This is a genomic window from Peribacillus sp. NPDC096622 (assembly GCF_044762665.1).
GTDB lineage: Bacteria > Bacillota > Bacilli > Bacillales > DSM-1321 > Peribacillus > Peribacillus frigoritolerans_B.
Genome location: NZ_JBIWES010000012.1, coordinates 15,719 through 30,427 on the forward strand (window position 1 = coordinate 15,719; position 14,709 = coordinate 30,427).

A 14,709-nucleotide genomic window follows, 5' to 3' on the forward strand; every position below is an offset into this window, starting at 1 on the left:
GATAAAATAAAAACTAGGAGTGAAAACAATGGATAGCAAGCAATCAAAAAATGAATCTTCAGAAGTTGCCGGGAGAATATATGATGTCAGCGATTATAAACGGGAAGATCCTTTATCTTCTGGACTGGCTAGAACCCACGAACAAGTCTCGGATACTTATGCGGAGGGCGAGATAAAGGCAGTCATTGATGATGTAAACGGAAGAGATATAGAGATTGCAAAAGAAAGATCAGGGGAAGAAAAGTAATACTGGGATTTTTGTTTTTTAGGAACAAGGATTTTCGCCAGCTATTTTAAAGATATATCGGTGATCCCCTAGCTTTTGGAAAGATGAAACAAAAGCTAGGGGATACTTTATTAATAAATCCTTTCTGTCTCCAATTTTTGAAGCAATTCTTCCTTCGTTCTTGGGAAAAGGTCCCTTTCTGCAAGATTCCTTGATTGAAGAAGGGCTTGAAACATTTCAAAAACCCACGGTTTCTCCAGATGTGCCTGCAGCAAAACGTCTTCATCATGGAAAACGGAAACAGGGTCCCCTTGGTATATGACCTTACCATCGTTCATGACCACAACTTCATCAGCCCATTGGTAAGCTAAATTAACATCATGAGTTGATAGGATTATCGTTTTGTCAGGGTGGTGGATACTGTCCAGCAGATTCATGATTTGTCTGGAGAAATAAGGATCCAATCCAGCGGTAGGCTCGTCCAGGAGCCAGACATCGGGTTCCATGGCAAGTACCCCTGCAATGGCAACACGTTTTTTTTGCCCAAGGCTCAAAAAATGGGTAGGTCTGTCTTTCAGTTCCGTTACTTCCGTTTCAGCCATTGCCCAATTTACTTTCTCCTGGACTGCACTTTTATCCCATCCTAAATTCATTGGTCCAAACGATATATCCTGTTGTACATTAGCGGAAAAAAGCTGAGAGTCGGGATCTTGAAAAACGATACCGACTTGCTTTCTTAATGATAATAATGCGTTACGGTCATATTTCATTTTCTTGCCCTTAAACTTGATCTTTCCCGCAGTAGGTTGTAATAGACCATTTAAATGGAGGAATAAAGTTGATTTGCCAGCACCATTATTACCTAATAATGCAATTTTTTTACCGTGTTGTACCGATAGCGAAAGTTCTTTTAAAGCGAAGGTTCCATCTGTGAACTGATGGGTGAGGCCTTCTATATGAAAAATATGCTCGTCCATTGTTGGGTTGCCTCCAATTTACAAATATCCATTAATAAAGATTAAGCTTCCTAGTATTACAATCGTGATCAGCCAATTGCGTGAGGAATAGGCGTAAGTATCCTCGATATAAGAAAGGTTCTCCTGATAGCCTCTCGCGTTCATGGCCATCGTCAACTGTCTAGAGCGCTGCAATACTCCTAAAAATAATGATGAGATTAGTAATCCGAGAGATCGAATGCCTTTCCTTAACGAACCATATCCCAGCCGTGAAGCTTGTGATTGGTGAATGGCCAAAGCTGTATCTAAAAAAATAAAGATGAAGCGATAGGTCAATTCTATTAAATCGACCAATAAGGAAGGCACTTTAAGTTTTCGCAGCACGGATAGGATGACTGTAATGGGTGTAGTTAAGGTAAGGAAATATAAACAGCTGATACTGCCGAATACGACAGTGATCAAATTGGCCACCGTACTGACGCTGTCATCGCTGATGAATATTTGCCAGTTCCCGAACTTCCAGGACCACCATAAATCCGAAATCGAAGTAAATTTACTTGTAAAAGAAAAAAGGATGGTAATTGTTCCTGATAGTATAAAAAATCCCGGTAATAGAAGTAATTTAAAATAATAAGAAAGCGGGATTTTTGCCGCAAAAATGATTAAAGCGCTCATCACCGTAAAAGTGATGAGCGAAACGGCCATATCCCTTACCGTTAATGAAAATAGCAAAAGGGAGAGTGCAAAAACCATCTTTTCCAACGGATGTACATCCTTTAGCCCATTGAAATAGGCATATTTATCAATGAGTAACATGCTTCGATTTTTCGGGGATTTCTTGTTTGGTTTGCTTATTCCTTTGTCTCGTTACACCTATGAAATACCCAATGAAACCAGCACCGATTGCAGCTTGCAGCGCAAATAATAAGCTCTCGGTTTCTGAACCCGGCGGCTCCCAAATACTGTTGAACCATGGCTTGTATTCCGGCTGGATTTTAGTGATGGCCTCTTCAGCTTCGCCGTCTGCACCGCCAAATTCCGTTCCTTGTTGGGTGATTAACGGTATGGTGGCAAGAATGACGACCAGGAAAAGCAGCAGTAAACTTTTTTTCATGTTAACGGGCCTCCTTAGATAAAACTCGCAGCAATTTCAATTCGCCTAGATTGTATTTTTTCAAGAAATTCATCACGACGACTGTCAATAACCCCTCACTGATTGCCAAGGGAATTTGGGTCAGGGCAAAAATCCCTGCAAATTTACTGAAAGAGGCCATGAATCCTCCTACCTCGGAAGGAAAAGCAAGAGCAAGTTGAACGGAAGTTACCACATAGGTTCCCAAATCCCCAAAAGCAGCTGCCAAAAATACGGCAAGTGAAAAAGACCACCCCAATTTAGTTGCGCCCTTGAAGACAAAGTATGCAATGAACGGTCCGCAAACGGCCATGGAAAATGCATTGGCGCCTAATGTCGTCAATCCTCCGTGAGCCAGTAAAACAGCTTGAAATAACAGAACGATGGAGCCAACGACACTCATGGCCAATGGTCCGAATAATATGGAACCCAAACCAACTCCGGTAGGGTGCGAAGAACTTCCCGTAACGGAAGGAATCTTTAGCGCCGATAATATAAATACAAATGCGCCCGATAGGCCAAGTATCATTTTTGTTTCTGGGTTTTCCCTTACTTTGGACCTAATGGACCGGTAACCCAAGATTAAAAATGGAAGCGTCAAACCCCACCAGAATATAGCCCATTCTATGGGTAAAAAGCCCTCCATTATATGCATGGCCGATGCCCGTTTTGGAACAAAAAGCAGTAAAATGACAAAATAAATAGTTTTCCAATTGGTTCTTTTCATTCTTTCTCCTTTCAACACTTATAATTTTTCTGATCAATCTTGAGAAGAAAAGCGGCGCCCAAAATAAAAAGCACTTCTCCCAAAGGAAAGAAGTGCGTAATGAACAGGAATTTTGCAGCATGAACCAACCATGGTCCATTCTGCCTGATCCGCACGCCCATCCTCGTAGGCTGAAACAGTTTCATGCTTCATGGCAGGTCTCCTGGCTTTGGTTCATCATCCCATTACATCCTTCCCATCTCATTTGACAGTGGATTTAAGTTAAAGTAATGGAACTTCCCTTTACAGTGGCGGGACCGCTCCGGATTTTCACCGGCTTCCCTTTTAAGCTGAATTCCGAAAAATTCAACACCATGAAACTTATGTAATTATTTGAAAATTCTCGTATAGTGTACCATAAAGAAATAATTCCAGCTACACTATCTTTTTTTTTCGGGCCGAAGTTTGTTGCGAGGTAAGGATTGTAACTGGTTTTACACTATTAAACTTTTCTAAACAGTCGGAATAAACTATTGAATTTTGATAAAGTTGTTATATGATAGATTATGTTAGTTAGAAATGTGTAATAAAACCAAATATTTCATTTTAAAAGTGCCCTTGTGTGAATAAGCAAGGGATAATAGGGAAATCGGTGAAAATCCGATGCAGCCCCCGCTACTGTAAACGCTGATGAAATTGTCGATAGCCACTGGCATGATGCCGGGAAGGGACAAAGTAAAATGAAGCGTAAGCCAGGAAACCTGCTTTTAAAATTGCATGATACTTTTCGGAGGGAAAGGTAGAAGGACTATGACGATTTTGGGAGGATTTGGCATACTTGCCTTTAGCTCCTCATTCATATAGTTTTTTAAACCTTGACTCTTAATGTTAAGGTTTTTTATTTTGCCTTTTCCCTGAACTCAGGAGGAAGAAGATGACTACTTGGAACTTGACGGGTACAAATACGCATCTGCTGATTTGTAATGGGAGCAGCTGCATGAAAAAGGGCGGGGAAGAAGTAACCCAAGCGATTCGCGATGAAATTACTTCAAAAGGACTGGATCTGAAAATCCATACAACCAGGACACGCTGTAACGGAAGATGTAAGGATGCCTGCGTAGTGATTGCCTATCCCCAAGGAAACTGGTATCGAGTAGAAACGCCCGATTTCGGCCGGCAGATCGTCAATAATATCGATGATGGTGGGTTTGTTCCACAGATGATCTACCAATTCAATGACGGGGATATGACCCCTAATCCAGATTTTCCAGCTCATACGGGTATTTCAAAGAACAAAGCGTAAAAGGAGATGTCTTAATGAGTACAAACGGTAAATTATTCGTCGTGGGCTTTGGACCAGGGAATTTTGAACACATTACCAAACGTGCCGTCGAAGCCCTTCAGGAAAGTGACTACATCATTGGTTATAAAACTTATGTTGAACTCATTCAGGGACTGCTTACAGATCAAACGATCATTAGTACGGGGATGACCGAAGAGGTCTCACGTGCACAGGAAGCAGTGAAACAAGCGGAGTTGGGAAAGAAAGTGGCGGTGATTTCCAGTGGGGATGCCGGAGTTTACGGAATGGCAGGGTTGGTTTATGAAGTATTGATTGAAAAAGGCTGGAAAGAAGAAACTGGAGTGGGCATTGAAGTCATTCCTGGCATTTCTGCAATCAACTCATGTGCGTCTTTACTAGGGGCTCCAGTCATGCACGATTCGTGTACGATCAGCCTCAGTGATCATTTAACTCCTTGGGAACTGATCGCTAAAAGGGTTGAAGCAGCTGCCATGGCAGACTTTGTCATTGCGCTGTATAATCCGCGCAGCGGCAGGCGGACCCGGCAAATTGTTGAAACACAGAAAATTCTCCTTCGCTACCGCTCGCCGGATACACCTGTCGGGTTGGTGAAAAGTGCTTATCGGGATAGGCAGGATATTGTCATTACCAATTTGAAAGATATGTTGAATCACGATATTGGAATGTTGACCACCGTCATCATCGGTAATTCATCCACCTTTTTATATGATGACAAAATCATCACACCAAGAGGCTATCAGAGGAAATATACGTTGAATTCGGAAAAGCAACCATTGAAGCCGCATCAGCGTCTGCAAAAAGAAGCGGAACCGTGGGCATTAGATCAAGATGCCGATTCCGTGCAAGAAGCCTTCACCGAATCCGCTGGAGGAGTTGGATTACTTACAAAAGCACCAGAAAAGAAGCCAGCTTCCTTTGAAATGGCAATGGAAGCACTGTCAAGAGTCAAGGGTCAAACCGTTCAGCAATCCATTGAGCCAATTGTTCAGCAAAAAATGGAGTCGGTATTCGAACTTGCCGTTAGTCCAGGTGTGGCGAATAAACAATTCACTCCCAAACAAATGATGACTCTTGCGGAAGTAGTCGGGGAAAAGGGAACGATGGAATACACGCCAAATCATAAAATCGTATTAAAGATTCCGACAACGGATCCGGAAGTCATTACGGGGAAATTGCAATCAGCAAACTTTTTATTATCGCCGATTGGAGATGTACTGACATTAAAAGCCTGTGATTTCTGTGATGGTGAAAAAGCGGAATCCATTCCTTATGCGGATGAAATACACCGGGTGCTTGGCGGAATGAAAATGCCCAAGGAACTGAACATCGGTTTTAATGGGTGTGGGATGGCGTGTTACAGTGCTGTTATGGATGATATCGGGATTGTCTTCCGAAAAGGGAAGTTCGACTTATTCCTTGGAGCTAAACCGGTTGGAAGAACAGCCCATCCAGGTCAGCCGGTTGCGGAAGGCATTGAACCGGAACAGCTTGTTGAACTGATTATGGACATTGTCGGGGAGTATAAGCAAAATGCCCATCCAAATGAGCGGCTTTTTAAATACTTCAAACGTTCGAAAAAGATACAGAATTTTTCTTATCAGGACATCGCTCCCAAAATAAACATAGAGCCTGCGCCTTGTGAAGACTAATCAAGAGGGGGAAAGTAAATGAAAGCAGTTTTGTTTGTAGGACACGGAAGCCGCTTGGCTTCGGGAAACGAAGAAGTCATTCATTTTATTGAAAATATGATTCCGGCATTGGATGAGCGCTTCCTTGTAGAAACGTGCTTCTTGGAATTTGCGGCACCGAATATATCCAAAGGCATTGATAATTGTGTAAAACGAGGGGCTACTGAAGTTATCGTCATTCCGATCATTTTGTTGCATGCAGGACATTCGAAATTACATATCCCAGCTGAAATAGAGGATGGGAAAACCAAGTATCCAGAAGTGAAATTCACATACGGCCAAACGATCGGGGTCCACCATGATGTATTGACGATCCTGACAGACCGTCTTGAGGAAGCGGGATTCGATACGACCTCTGAACATTCTGAGACAGCGATATTGCTAATTGGCCGAGGTGGCAGTGATGCTGATGCAAATAGTGATATATATAAAATTTCACGATTATTATGGGAAAAATTAAACGTTAAATGGGTCGAAACGGCCTTCATGGGTGTAACGGACCCGCACGTTGATGAAGGTATTGAACGATGCATCCGATTAGGGGCAAAAAAAATAGTGATGCTGCCATATTTCCTCTTCACTGGGGTGTTGATGGAAAGAATGGAGGATATGCTGAAAGGCTATCAAGAGCAATATCATGATCGAGAATTCATTTTAGCGAAGTATTTTGGATATCATCCAACATTACAGAACATTCTGCAAGAACGAGTTATTGAAGCCAGTGAAGGCAGGTCAAGCGGGGCACGTGATTTGGAAAACTATCGTAAACATGTCGAGGAACATGGACATGCTCACCATCATCACCATCATGACCACGACCACGGTCACGACCATCATCACGACCATCATCACGACCACGACCATGACCACGATCATGATCATGATGGGCAAGTGGTGGGGTCGTCAAAATGATTTTGTTCTTGGCGGGTACAAGTGATGCAAGGGAATTAGCGGTTGAGATGCAGCAGGTGGGATTTAAGGTTTTGGCAACTGTTGTAACCGGGTCGGCAGCTAAAAGTTTGCAAGATGCAGGCATATCCACCCGGATTGGCCGATTAACAGCAGAGGATATGACATCTTTAATAACTGCAAAAGGTTTTCAGGCTGTAGTCGATGCAAGTCATCCATTTGCCGAAGAAGCATCCAAAAACGCCCTTAACGGAGCAAAGGCAGCCAATGTTCCTTATATTCGTTATGAGCGTGAAAGTCAACGGTTTCAGAATGATAAATTGATAGTCGTCCGTGATTATGAGGAAGCTGCCAAGCTTGCCGCAGCAAAACGGGGGGTCATCATGCTTACGACCGGAAGTAAAACCCTGGCCGTGTTCGCAAAAGAATTGGTAGGGCTCGAGAATACCAGAGTCATAGCGAGAATGCTGCCTCGCATGGACAATATGGAAAAATGTGCGCAGCTGGGCATTGAACAAAAAAATATCGTTGCGATTCAAGGGCCATTTTCCAAAGAATTAAATAAAGCTCTATATGAACAATATGGGGTCACATTGATGATAACGAAAGAAAGTGGCAAGGTCGGTGCGGTTGATGAGAAATTGGAAGCCGCTTTGGAATGTGGAATAGAGACAATCATGATATCGCGACCGGATGTTGACTATCAAAATGTTCATTCAAGTTTTGATCATGTCATCGCCGAATTGAATAAACAGCTAAATCAAAATTAGGAGGAATGCAAGATGGACTTTAAAACGGATTTTAAACCACTAACGGTGGACCCAGACAAAATATATGATTATAGCTTCTCGATCATAGCTGAAGAAATGGGCAATCATGATTTTTCTGAAGATGAATGGAAGATCGTCCGCCGGGTCATTCATGCTTCAGCGGATTTTGAATTGGGAAGAAGTGTCATCATCCATCCAAATGCCATTCAAGCTGGTGTGGAAGCCATTCGCAAAGGCAGACATGTCATTGCGGATGTGCAAATGATCGAGAGCGGTACAGGCAAAAAACGATTTCAAAAGCATGGCGGGGACGTTCATTGCTATATTTCAGATCCGGATGTGATGGTCGAGGCAAAACGTTTGAATACGACAAGGGCAATCATTTCGATGCAAAAAGCCGTAAAGGAAAATGAAGGGGGCATTTATGCCATTGGCAATGCACCTACAGCTTTACTTGAGCTCATTCGCCTTATTAAAGAAGGGATTGCAAAACCGGACTTAATCATTGGAATGCCTGTTGGGTTTGTTTCTGCAGCAGAATCGAAAGAGGAACTGGCTAAAATCACAGAAGTTCCATTCATTACGAATATTGGCCGAAAAGGTGGAAGTACTGTCACGGTTGCAGCATTGAACGCGATTTCCCTTTTAGCAGATAGGTAAAAAAACATGGAAAAGAAAGTGAAAAAAGACCCCTCACAAATGCGTCATGGTTATACGACGGGGGCGTGTTCGACAGCCGTGACCAAAGCGGCATTGACCGCTTTGATCACGGGGGATGCACTTGAGGAGGCAACCATTTCCTTGCCAATCGGCCGAGATGCCACTTTCACTATTGAGAAATATGAAATATCGGAAAATGCGGTTAGTGCAGAAACGATTAAAGATGCCGGAGATGATCCCGATGCTACCCATCTGGCACATATTATCTCTACTGTCAGCTGGTCGGATGTACCTGGGATTTTCCTGGATGGAGGGACCGGAGTTGGTCGTGTGACCAAACCCGGGCTTCCCGTTCCTGTAGGGGAAGCGGCCATTAATCCTGTACCGCGCAAAATGATTTTAACCACTGTGCAGCAAACACTGGAAGAATTTAAGGTCAATAGAGGCGTGAAGGTCGTCATCTCCGTACCTGCAGGTGAAGAAATAGCGAAAAAAACATTAAATGGCCGCTTGGGGATTGTGGGAGGCATTTCCATTTTGGGAACAAGGGGCACTGTCGTCCCTTTTTCCAGTTCCGCCTATATGGCAAGTATCGTCCAGGCTATCAGTGTCGCCAAAGCGAGCGGGTGTGATCATCTTGTCTTAACGACTGGCGGGCGCAGTGAAAAGTATGCAATGGGCCTGCTTCAAGACTTACCTGAGGAAGCCTTTATTGAAATGGGTGACTTTGTTGGCTTTTCACTTAAGCAATGTAAGAGGCAGGGAATTAAAAAGGTATCACTGGTCGGTATGATGGGTAAATTCTCAAAAGTGGCTCAAGGTGTGATGATGGTGCATTCAAAAAGTGCCCCGGTCGACTTTGGTTTTCTATCGGAAATAGCCCAAAGCGTCGGAGCTGACGATGATCTCGTACTTGAAATCAAGAATGCAAATACAGCGTCACAAGTCGGGGATATGATGTCAGCCATTAATAATTTTGACTTTTTTAATAAATTATGTGAATCCTGCTGTCACTCTGCGATAAACCAAGTGAAGGGCGGCATTGAAATGGAAACGGCGATTTATTCGTTAAAAGGACAATTATTGGGAAGGGCTGTTGGAATTGAGTCAATCGATTAAATTAATCGGGATAGGGGATAACGGTCAGGAAAGCTTACTGCCTCAATATGCCCAATGGATAGAAGAAAGTGAAGTGCTGGTCGGAGGTGAACGGGTTTTATCCTTCTTTCCGAACTATTCTGGCAAAAAGATTGTCATAAAGGGCGGTTTGAAAAAGGTGGTGGAACAACTGCAGGATGAAATTCGTCCAACCGTTGTCTTAGCTTCCGGAGACCCATTGTTTTATGGAATGGGAGGCTATCTTTCCAGCAAAATCAAGATGGAGGTTTACCCATACTTCAGTTCAATTCAGCTTGCTTTTGCAAAAATGGGGGAAAGCTGGCAAGATGCCTTCCTGGTTAGCATTCATGGCCGCAGTATGAAAGGGCTGGCACAAAGGATTGATGGAAAAGCGAAAGTTGCCTTGCTTACAGACGGTGAAAATAGTCCCAATCAACTGGCTAAATATCTCCTTTCATTCGGAATGACGGAATACCGGGCATTTGTGGCTGAAAACCTTCAAGGGGAAAGCGAAGACTCTGGCTGGTATGAACTTGATGAAATGATGGAGCGGGAATTTTCCCCGTTGAATGTCGTCATTTTGAAAAGGAAATCAGAAGGTCCAAGCTGGTCCTTGGGGATAGAAGATGAAGAATTTTCGCAGCGGAAGCCGGATAAAGGACTCATAACCAAAAAGGAAATTCGGGTATTGAGCCTGCATGCGTTGAATCTCAGGAAAAACAGCATAGTTTGGGATGTTGGGACCTGTACGGGCTCAATGGCAATTGAAGCCGCCAAGCTCGCATCCGAAGGTCAAATTTTCGCAATTGAAAAAAATGAACCTGATTTAGAAAACTGTTATCAAAACCAACGTAAATTCCGTACCGATATTACGGCGATTCATGGTAAAGCCCCGCAGGGATTGGAAACTTTTCCTGATCCTGATGCGATCTTCATTGGCGGGACTGGCGGCGAAATGGGAGAGCTGATCAATATTTGCTGCAATCGGCTTAAAGAAGGCGGCAGGATCGTTCTGAATGCCGCAACGATCGAGAATCTTTACCGGGCTAATGAGGCATTTGCGGAAGCTGGTTTTCACACAGCCATCATGCATGCGCAAATCTCCAGAAGTAAGCCAATATTGGGAATGAACAGATTTGTACCGCTTAATCCGGTTTTTATCATTACTGCACAACGAAAGGAAGACATGAATGAGTAATCTTGGTACATTATATGGCCTAGGCGTGGGCCCGGGCGATCCAGAGCTTATTACAGTAAAGGCATTTCGCGTGATCCAGGAATCTCCGGTCATTGCGTATCCCAAAAAAAGGAAAGGGAGTAAAAGCTACGCCCATCGCATAGTTGAAGTTTACATTCGTCCTGAAGAGAAGGATATGCTGGGCCTTGTTTTTCCGATGACGAAAGATCAAGCCATTTTGGATCGGGAATGGAACGGAACGGTTGAAAAAGTTTGGCAAAAATTAAATGAAGGTAAAGATGTTGCTTTCGTTACGGAAGGCGATCCGCTTTTATATAGTACGTTCATACATATGATGAAATTGATGCAGGAGTTGCATCCCGAAGTCGAAATCAAGACGGTCCCGGGCATTTCTTCCTTTAATGGATCAGCGTCAAGGCTGGGCATCGCTTTGGCTGATGGTGATGATCATGTTGCAATAGTTCCTGCAAGGGATGATTATGAAGCGATGAAGAAGGCGATCGAAGATCATGATGCCGTGGTTTTCATCAAGGTGGCAAAGGTCATCGATTTAATGATCACCGTTTTAAAAGATTTGGACTTGCTTGATAAGGCTTCGGTCGTAACCAAAGTCACTTCCGATGAAGAAGTGATTTGGAAAGTGAGTGAATTGGAAGGACTTGAACTAGAATACTTAACATTGATGGTGGTGAGAAAATGAAGATATATATTGTAGGTGCCGGCCCGGGTGACCCGGATTTGATTACTGTAAAAGGATTGAACATTCTCCAAACGGCCGATGTAATTTTATATACGGATTCATTAGTGAATGAAGAATTGATTGCTAAGGCAAAACCCGATGCCGAGGTGCTGAAAACGGCTGGAATGCATTTGGAAGAAATTGTTGGCATCATGGTTGATCGTGTTAAAGAAGGAAAGATGGTTGCCAGAATCCATACAGGTGATCCTGCTATGTACGGTGCAATCATGGAACAAATTGTCCTATTGAAGAAAGAGGGCATTGGTTATGAGGTGATTCCTGGCGTGAGTTCAGTATTCGCCTCAGCAGCGGCGATAGGAGCAGAGCTGACTATCCCTGATTTAACCCAGACACTCATATTAACGAGAGCGGAAGGACGTACGCCTGTTCCGGAATTTGAGAAGTTACGTGATTTGGCAAGTCATCATTGTACGATTGCCCTTTTCTTGAGTGCGACCTTGACCAAAAAAATCGTTAAAGAACTCCAGGAAGCCGGTTGGAAGGATGATACACCGGTCGCGGTCATTCAACGGGCAACATGGCCGGACCAAAAAATCGTTCGAACCACGTTAGTGAACTTAGATGATGCCATGCGTCAAAATGGTATCCGTAAGCACGCGATGATTTTGGCTGGATGGGCTTTGGACCCTAACATCCATGATAAAGATGAATACCGTTCCAAACTATATGATGCTAGTTTTACCCACGGTTTCAGAAAAGGTGTTAAACCATGATCATTGAATTGAAAGAAGCGGAACTTGCTCCCATTAAACGGTACCATACTTATGCGATCGTGGCGATTACAAAGCATGGTGTCGAGCTGGCACGAAAATTACATACCGTCTTTTCGAATTCCGATCTATATTACATGAGCAAGTTTGAAAAAGGGGACGAAGAGCATAAACAGATCCAGCTTTTTTCGGGCAGTGTCCGTATGCTATTGCCAGCTTTATTCAAGGAATATAAAGGAATCATATTAATTATTTCACTCGGGGCAGTAGTCAGGATGATTGCACCAATTTTAAAGGATAAGAAAACGGATCCAGGTGTCGTAGTCATTGATGATAAAGGGGAAAATGTTATCAGTGTACTTTCAGGGCATCTGGGAGGGGCAAATGAACTGACTAAGGAAGTGGCTGCAGCCATTGACGCAAGAGCAATAATCACGACGGCTTCGGATGTACAAAAAACGATTCCTGTTGACTTATTCGGCCAGCGCTTCGGCTGGATTTGGGATTCCGCAGAAAAATTGACGCCAGTAAGTGCATCCGTTGTAAATGAAGAGCATGTTGCCGTTGTACAGGAATCAGGTGAACGGAACTGGTGGCCTTATGAAACGGCATTACCTGAACGAATAATCGTATACCCATCCATTGAAGAAGCGCTTCAAGCAAAGCCGCAAGCAGCTCTGGTCGTGACTCACCGCATGCTTAACCAGTCGGAAACGAGGATCCTTGAAAATGGGATCGTATATCGTCCAAAAGTCATTGCTCTCGGTATCGGGTGCAATAGGGGAACGACGGCTGCTGAAATTGAGCTGGTGATTGCAGAAACACTAGCCGAATTATCGTTTTCATTAAAAAGCGTTAAAGCAATCTGTACAATTTCCATAAAGAAAGACGAAATCGGCTTAATTGAAGTAGTTGAAAAATACGGCTGGGAATTCGTACATTATGAACCGGAAGAGCTTAATCAAGCCAAAATCGAAGCGCCGTCCGATACAGTGTTTAAATACACGGGTGCTTATGGCGTGAGTGAACCGGCAGTGAGGATTTATACTAAAGCTGAACAATTGGAGCTTGTTAAGAAAAAATCGGGGAACGTAACCATATCAGTGGGGATCATTCCTTTTTAAGGAGGGAGGAACAAATATGAATGATAGAAGATTGGTAATTGCGGGTACCGGAAGCGGGGTCGGTAAAACGACATTGACCATCGGGATCATGGCAGCCCTCCAGAAGAAAGGCTATACTGTCCAAGGATTCAAATGTGGTCCAGACTATATTGATCCTACTTATCATACCGCAGTTACAGGTCGGATTTCACGCAATCTTGACAGTTGGATGTTCGAACATGACACTGTCCGGGAAATACTTAACAAAGCAGGCACCGGAGCTGATATATCGATCATCGAAGGAGTCATGGGCTTTTTCGATGGCAAAAGTCCTTTAGCCAATACAGGATCGACGGCTGAAATCAGCATCATCACGCAAAGCCCTGTCCTGTTGGTAGTCAACTGTGCCAGAATGGCAAGGAGTGCAGCTGCCATTGTAAAAGGATTTCAAGAGTTTTCGACCGGTCCGAACATCATTGGGGTCATTGCCAATCAGGTGGGAAGTGCAGGGCATTACAAAATTGTCAAATCGGCCATTGAGCAAGAATGCGATGTTCCGGTGCTCGGTTATATGAAGCGGGAAATGGATATTGATATTCCTAGCCGTCATTTGGGTTTAATTCCTGCCATTGAACGCGGGGAACTAAATCCGTTTTTCGATAAGCTTGCACAATTAGTCATGGAAACGATCGATATCGATCAGTTGTACCGATTGTCCAAGACAAGCTCCGTTTCCAGTGGGAACTCAAATATATTTCAACACCAAAATGAAAGTGACGTGTGCATTGCCGTCGCAAAAGATGCAGCCTTCAATTTTTATTATCAGGAAAACCTTGAATTGCTTGAAGCATTTGGTGCGAACATTAAGTATTTTTCTCCATTAAAAGGAGAGGAAGTTCCATCGGATGCTGATGGTTTATACCTTGGAGGCGGTTTTCCTGAGGAATTTGCAGCTGAACTTTCCAGTAACGTGGGTGCTATCAGATCCATCAGAAGCTCCATTGAAAAAGGGATGCCGACTGTAGCGGAATGTGGCGGTTTCATGTTTTTGAGCAAATCGATTGAAACGACTTCCGGAGAAACGCATCAGATGGCAGGTATTATACCGGGCAGGATTAAAATGCAGAAAAAACTTGCAGCACTTGGATATCGTGAAATTACAGGAACACCAGGCAATTTTTTGATCAATGAAATCGAGCAGGCAAAAGGTCATGAATTCCACTATTCGACATTCGAAGCGGATGATGATCTTACACATGCCTATGAAGCCAAAGGCAGATTCGGTTCGAAACAAGAGGGATGTGTATTAGGTAACCTTGTTGCTGGGTATACTCACTTTCATTTTGCTTCCAATCCAACGCTTGCAAAGAACTGGATCGATGCTTGCTTAAAACAAAAAAACAGATCTACCCATGAAACTATCAACTAGGAAAAGGTATTTTTGAAGA

General features: G+C 43.4%; 17 protein-coding genes and 2 riboswitches. Of the genes, 12 read left to right on the forward strand and 5 right to left on the reverse strand.

What is annotated here, in order from left to right:
• Nucleotides 1-28 precede the first annotated feature (28 nt).
• On the forward strand, nucleotides 29-247 hold the full coding sequence (locus ACIQYG_RS19445; protein WP_402841210.1) for a YozQ family protein: 219 nt from the start codon (nucleotides 29-31) through the stop codon (nucleotides 245-247).
• Nucleotides 248-357: 110 nt separating this feature from the next.
• On the opposite strand, the gene ACIQYG_RS19450 is transcribed toward ACIQYG_RS19445, so the two are convergent.
• The 5 genes from ACIQYG_RS19450 to ACIQYG_RS19470 all read right to left on the reverse strand — a co-directional run bounded on the left by ACIQYG_RS19450 (nucleotide 358) and on the right by ACIQYG_RS19470 (nucleotide 3,233).
• Nucleotides 358-1,203 carry an energy-coupling factor ABC transporter ATP-binding protein gene (locus ACIQYG_RS19450; RefSeq protein WP_402841213.1) on the reverse strand — a complete coding sequence of 282 codons (846 nt, stop codon included), beginning with the start codon at nucleotides 1,201-1,203 and terminating at the stop codon, nucleotides 358-360.
• A gap of 18 nt (nucleotides 1,204-1,221) precedes the next feature.
• Complete coding sequence (cbiQ, locus tag ACIQYG_RS19455) at nucleotides 1,222-1,998, reverse strand: cobalt ECF transporter T component CbiQ (RefSeq protein ID WP_402841215.1); 777 nt, start codon at nucleotides 1,996-1,998, stop codon at nucleotides 1,222-1,224.
• Nucleotides 1,985-2,296 (reverse strand): energy-coupling factor ABC transporter substrate-binding protein, encoded by a 312-nt coding sequence (locus ACIQYG_RS19460; protein ID WP_095390296.1) that lies wholly within the window; start codon nucleotides 2,294-2,296, stop codon nucleotides 1,985-1,987. Before ACIQYG_RS19460 ends, cbiQ begins: the two co-directional genes overlap by 14 nt.
• Before the next feature lies 1 nt (nucleotide 2,297).
• Nucleotides 2,298-3,041: an energy-coupling factor ABC transporter permease gene (locus tag ACIQYG_RS19465; protein WP_402841218.1), complete on the reverse strand. Its 744-nt coding sequence runs from the start codon at nucleotides 3,039-3,041 to the stop codon at nucleotides 2,298-2,300.
• Between the two features lie 33 nt (nucleotides 3,042-3,074).
• A complete protein-coding gene (locus ACIQYG_RS19470) occupies nucleotides 3,075-3,233 on the reverse strand; it encodes a hypothetical protein (RefSeq protein WP_402841221.1) in 159 nt (52 codons plus the stop codon).
• Nucleotides 3,217-3,412, reverse strand: a riboswitch (cobalamin riboswitch). It overlaps the preceding gene by 17 nt.
• A 201-nt stretch (nucleotides 3,413-3,613) precedes the next feature.
• A riboswitch (cobalamin riboswitch) is annotated at nucleotides 3,614-3,803 on the forward strand.
• Between the two features lie 151 nt (nucleotides 3,804-3,954).
• Between ACIQYG_RS19470 and ACIQYG_RS19475 the strand changes: the two genes are divergently transcribed.
• From ACIQYG_RS19475 to ACIQYG_RS19525, 11 genes are read left to right on the forward strand one after another with little or no spacing between them, the layout of a single operon-like run.
• Nucleotides 3,955-4,323: a (2Fe-2S) ferredoxin domain-containing protein gene (locus ACIQYG_RS19475; RefSeq protein ID WP_402841223.1), complete on the forward strand. Its 369-nt coding sequence runs from the start codon at nucleotides 3,955-3,957 to the stop codon at nucleotides 4,321-4,323.
• 14 nt (nucleotides 4,324-4,337) lie between these two features.
• A complete protein-coding gene (gene cobJ / locus ACIQYG_RS19480) occupies nucleotides 4,338-5,993 on the forward strand; it encodes a precorrin-3B C(17)-methyltransferase (protein ID WP_402841226.1) in 1,656 nt (551 codons plus the stop codon).
• Nucleotides 5,994-6,011: 18 nt separating this feature from the next.
• Nucleotides 6,012-6,944: a sirohydrochlorin chelatase gene (locus ACIQYG_RS19485; protein ID WP_402841229.1), complete on the forward strand. Its 933-nt coding sequence runs from the start codon at nucleotides 6,012-6,014 to the stop codon at nucleotides 6,942-6,944.
• Nucleotides 6,941-7,711, forward strand: a complete 771-nt coding sequence (cobK, locus tag ACIQYG_RS19490) for a precorrin-6A reductase (protein ID WP_402841231.1) — start codon at nucleotides 6,941-6,943, stop codon at nucleotides 7,709-7,711. The genes ACIQYG_RS19485 and cobK overlap by 4 nt, the downstream gene beginning before the upstream one ends.
• Nucleotides 7,712-7,723: 12 nt before the next feature.
• Nucleotides 7,724-8,371 carry a precorrin-8X methylmutase gene (locus ACIQYG_RS19495; RefSeq protein ID WP_402841234.1) on the forward strand — a complete coding sequence of 216 codons (648 nt, stop codon included), beginning with the start codon at nucleotides 7,724-7,726 and terminating at the stop codon, nucleotides 8,369-8,371.
• A 6-nt stretch (nucleotides 8,372-8,377) separates the two neighbouring features.
• Nucleotides 8,378-9,490 (forward strand): cobalt-precorrin-5B (C(1))-methyltransferase, encoded by a 1,113-nt coding sequence (locus ACIQYG_RS19500; RefSeq protein ID WP_402841237.1) that lies wholly within the window; start codon nucleotides 8,378-8,380, stop codon nucleotides 9,488-9,490.
• Nucleotides 9,474-10,688, forward strand: coding sequence for a precorrin-6y C5,15-methyltransferase (decarboxylating) subunit CbiE (gene cbiE, locus ACIQYG_RS19505; protein WP_402841626.1), 1,215 nt, complete (start codon nucleotides 9,474-9,476; stop codon nucleotides 10,686-10,688). The genes ACIQYG_RS19500 and cbiE overlap by 17 nt, the downstream gene beginning before the upstream one ends.
• Nucleotides 10,681-11,388 carry a precorrin-2 C(20)-methyltransferase gene (cobI, locus tag ACIQYG_RS19510; protein ID WP_402841240.1) on the forward strand — a complete coding sequence of 236 codons (708 nt, stop codon included), beginning with the start codon at nucleotides 10,681-10,683 and terminating at the stop codon, nucleotides 11,386-11,388. Before cbiE ends, cobI begins: the two co-directional genes overlap by 8 nt.
• Nucleotides 11,385-12,161: a precorrin-4 C(11)-methyltransferase gene (cobM, locus tag ACIQYG_RS19515; RefSeq protein WP_402841243.1), complete on the forward strand. Its 777-nt coding sequence runs from the start codon at nucleotides 11,385-11,387 to the stop codon at nucleotides 12,159-12,161. The genes cobI and cobM overlap by 4 nt, the downstream gene beginning before the upstream one ends.
• Complete coding sequence (locus ACIQYG_RS19520) at nucleotides 12,158-13,282, forward strand: cobalt-precorrin 5A hydrolase (protein ID WP_402841246.1); 1,125 nt, start codon at nucleotides 12,158-12,160, stop codon at nucleotides 13,280-13,282. Before cobM ends, ACIQYG_RS19520 begins: the two co-directional genes overlap by 4 nt.
• A 16-nt stretch (nucleotides 13,283-13,298) precedes the next feature.
• Nucleotides 13,299-14,690 carry a cobyrinic acid a,c-diamide synthase CobB gene (locus ACIQYG_RS19525; RefSeq protein ID WP_402841249.1) on the forward strand — a complete coding sequence of 464 codons (1,392 nt, stop codon included), beginning with the start codon at nucleotides 13,299-13,301 and terminating at the stop codon, nucleotides 14,688-14,690.
• Nucleotides 14,691-14,709: the final 19 nt, after the last annotated feature.

Bases quoted from the DNA above. Each gene is read 5' to 3' on its own strand.
- ACIQYG_RS19445 (WP_402841210.1), top strand. From the start codon at position 29: ATGGATAGCAAGCAATCAAAAAATGAATCTTCAGAAGTTGCCGGGAGA.
- ACIQYG_RS19450 (WP_402841213.1), bottom strand. From the start codon at position 1,203: ATGGACGAGCATATTTTTCATATAGAAGGCCTCACCCATCAGTTCACA.
- cbiQ (WP_402841215.1), bottom strand. From the start codon at position 1,998: ATGTTACTCATTGATAAATATGCCTATTTCAATGGGCTAAAGGATGTA.
- ACIQYG_RS19460 (WP_095390296.1), bottom strand. From the start codon at position 2,296: ATGAAAAAAAGTTTACTGCTGCTTTTCCTGGTCGTCATTCTTGCCACC.
- ACIQYG_RS19465 (WP_402841218.1), bottom strand. From the start codon at position 3,041: ATGAAAAGAACCAATTGGAAAACTATTTATTTTGTCATTTTACTGCTT.
- ACIQYG_RS19470 (WP_402841221.1), bottom strand. From the start codon at position 3,233: ATGAAGCATGAAACTGTTTCAGCCTACGAGGATGGGCGTGCGGATCAG.
- ACIQYG_RS19475 (WP_402841223.1), top strand. From the start codon at position 3,955: ATGACTACTTGGAACTTGACGGGTACAAATACGCATCTGCTGATTTGT.
- cobJ (WP_402841226.1), top strand. From the start codon at position 4,338: ATGAGTACAAACGGTAAATTATTCGTCGTGGGCTTTGGACCAGGGAAT.
- ACIQYG_RS19485 (WP_402841229.1), top strand. From the start codon at position 6,012: ATGAAAGCAGTTTTGTTTGTAGGACACGGAAGCCGCTTGGCTTCGGGA.
- cobK (WP_402841231.1), top strand. From the start codon at position 6,941: ATGATTTTGTTCTTGGCGGGTACAAGTGATGCAAGGGAATTAGCGGTT.
- ACIQYG_RS19495 (WP_402841234.1), top strand. From the start codon at position 7,724: ATGGACTTTAAAACGGATTTTAAACCACTAACGGTGGACCCAGACAAA.
- ACIQYG_RS19500 (WP_402841237.1), top strand. From the start codon at position 8,378: ATGGAAAAGAAAGTGAAAAAAGACCCCTCACAAATGCGTCATGGTTAT.
- cobI (WP_402841240.1), top strand. From the start codon at position 10,681: ATGAGTAATCTTGGTACATTATATGGCCTAGGCGTGGGCCCGGGCGAT.
- cobM (WP_402841243.1), top strand. From the start codon at position 11,385: ATGAAGATATATATTGTAGGTGCCGGCCCGGGTGACCCGGATTTGATT.
- ACIQYG_RS19520 (WP_402841246.1), top strand. From the start codon at position 12,158: ATGATCATTGAATTGAAAGAAGCGGAACTTGCTCCCATTAAACGGTAC.
- ACIQYG_RS19525 (WP_402841249.1), top strand. From the start codon at position 13,299: ATGAATGATAGAAGATTGGTAATTGCGGGTACCGGAAGCGGGGTCGGT.